Source organism: Clostridium subterminale (assembly GCF_039521425.1).
Lineage (GTDB): Bacteria > Bacillota > Clostridia > Clostridiales > Clostridiaceae > Clostridium_J > Clostridium_J subterminale.
Genome location: NZ_BAAACI010000014.1, coordinates 1 through 1,814 on the forward strand (window position 1 = coordinate 1; position 1,814 = coordinate 1,814).

General features: G+C 34.0%; 1 protein-coding gene and 6 tRNA genes. All 7 read right to left on the minus strand.

Annotation, left to right across the window (positions count from 1 at the left end; translation table 11 throughout):
• Positions 1-366: 366 nt before the first annotated feature.
• The 7 genes from ABDZ93_RS19335 to ABDZ93_RS19365 all read right to left on the minus strand — a co-directional run bounded on the left by ABDZ93_RS19335 (position 367) and on the right by ABDZ93_RS19365 (position 1,737).
• Positions 367-1,113: a peptidylprolyl isomerase gene (locus ABDZ93_RS19335; protein WP_343828163.1), complete on the minus strand. Its 747-nt coding sequence runs from the start codon at positions 1,111-1,113 to the stop codon at positions 367-369.
• 142 nt (positions 1,114-1,255) lie between these two features.
• Positions 1,256-1,331: transfer RNA gene (locus ABDZ93_RS19340), tRNA-Lys, on the minus strand.
• A gap of 6 nt (positions 1,332-1,337) precedes the next feature.
• A tRNA-Gln gene (locus ABDZ93_RS19345) sits at positions 1,338-1,412 on the minus strand.
• A 5-nt stretch (positions 1,413-1,417) separates the two neighbouring features.
• Positions 1,418-1,494, minus strand: a tRNA-Arg gene (locus ABDZ93_RS19350).
• 4 nt (positions 1,495-1,498) lie between these two features.
• A tRNA-Gly gene (locus ABDZ93_RS19355) sits at positions 1,499-1,572 on the minus strand.
• A gap of 3 nt (positions 1,573-1,575) precedes the next feature.
• Positions 1,576-1,659 (minus strand) — tRNA-Leu (locus ABDZ93_RS19360).
• A gap of 3 nt (positions 1,660-1,662) precedes the next feature.
• Positions 1,663-1,737, minus strand: a tRNA-Glu gene (locus ABDZ93_RS19365).
• Positions 1,738-1,814: the final 77 nt, after the last annotated feature.

Sequence of the window (1,814 nt, forward strand, 5' to 3'; positions counted from 1 at the left end):
TTTACCTTTTTCTCTGTTTAATTTTCAAAGACCATTTGGTTTTCATTATCATCGATTACTTCCGACGACTCTTATTATTTTACTAGATAATTTCTTATCTGTCAACATTTTTTAAGAAGTTTTTTTCTTAAGTTCTTGTTGTTTGTTGCCGCATCTCTCAGCGACAAAACTTATCTTATCATGCTTTATACATATATAAATTAAAAATTGTGGTATTCATCCTTGAATATCCTTAAATTACTTTTAAATACTCTAATTTTCTTCTATATACTTATATTGATACACATGGCATTGTTTATAATATAAACATAAAAAAATAACATCCTCTGTTAAAATAGATGATGTTATTTTTTATTCATAGTATTCTTACTTATATATCTCTACTTTTTGCTCTTGTTTTAAATCGTTTATAAGTTTAATATATTCCATGTTTTGTTTTTGACCTAATAAGTTTAATTTTAATGAATCTTTAACTTCATCAAAAGATTTCATTACCTCTGGTAACTTCTCATCCACTTTTATTAGATGATATCCAAATTGAGTTTTTACTGGTTCACTAATTTGTCCAATCTCTAATTCAAATGCTGCATTTTCAAACTCAGGAACCATTTTACCTCTTGTAAATGTTCCTAAATCTCCACCTTGTGAATTTGATGGACAAGTTGAAAATTCTCTTGCTGCGTCTTCAAAACTTAATTCATTATTAATCTTTTCCTTGATTTCTTTAGCCTTATCCTCATTATCAATTAATATATGTTTAGCTCTTACACTTGCTTCACCTTTAAACATCTCTTTGTTATCTTCAAAATATTTTTTTACCTCTTCATCTGAAATTGTAACTACATCTAGAACTTTTTTTACTGCAGCTTGAATTAATAAATCTTTCTTTAATAATTCTAATTGAGATTTAAAGTCTTCTGTTTCTTCTAAATGTTCATCTATAGCAAACTTATGAAGTAATTCAAAGCTTATTAATTGCTCTAAAAATTGCTCTTTTCCTATTTCACTTGCAAAGTATTCTTGATTTTGTTGTGGAAATCTAGTCATTGCCATATCTACATCTTGTTGAGTTATATTCTTTCCATTAACTGAAGCTAATATTTGATTTTCCATATTTCTACTCCTTTATGCATTATTGTATTTTACTATATGATAACATACTTTATATCTAAAATGAAATAAAATAAAATTTATTTTACATTATGTACAATTTTTAAATAAAAAAATAAATCCCACTACACTAAGTAATAGGATTTGGTGGCTCACCGGGGGATCGAACCCCGGACACCATGATTAAAAGTCATGTGCTCTACCGACTGAGCTAGTGAACCATCTATTGGCTGGGATAGCAGGATTTGAACCTACGAATGCCAGAGTCAAAGTCTGGTGCCTTACCGCTTGGCGATATCCCAATATATGGTGCGTCTTAAGGGATTCGAACCCCTGGCCCACGCCTTAGAAGGGCGTTGCTCTATCCAGCTGAGCTAAAAACGCAAAATGGAGCGGGTGAAGGGAATCGAACCCTCGTAACTAGCTTGGAAGGCTAGCACTCTACCATTGAGTTACACCCGCTTATGGTGCAGATGAAGGGAGTCGAACCCCCACGCCTAAGGCGCTAGATCCTAAGTCTAGTGCGTCTGCCAATTCCGCCACATCTGCATATGGTGACTCCTAGGGGAATCGAACCCCTGTTACCACCGTGAAAGGGTGGTGTCTTGACCGCTTGACCAAGGAGCCATATTGACCTGGCAACAACCTACCCTCCCACACAGCTTCCCATGCAGTACTATCGGCCTCTTGATGCTTAACCTTCG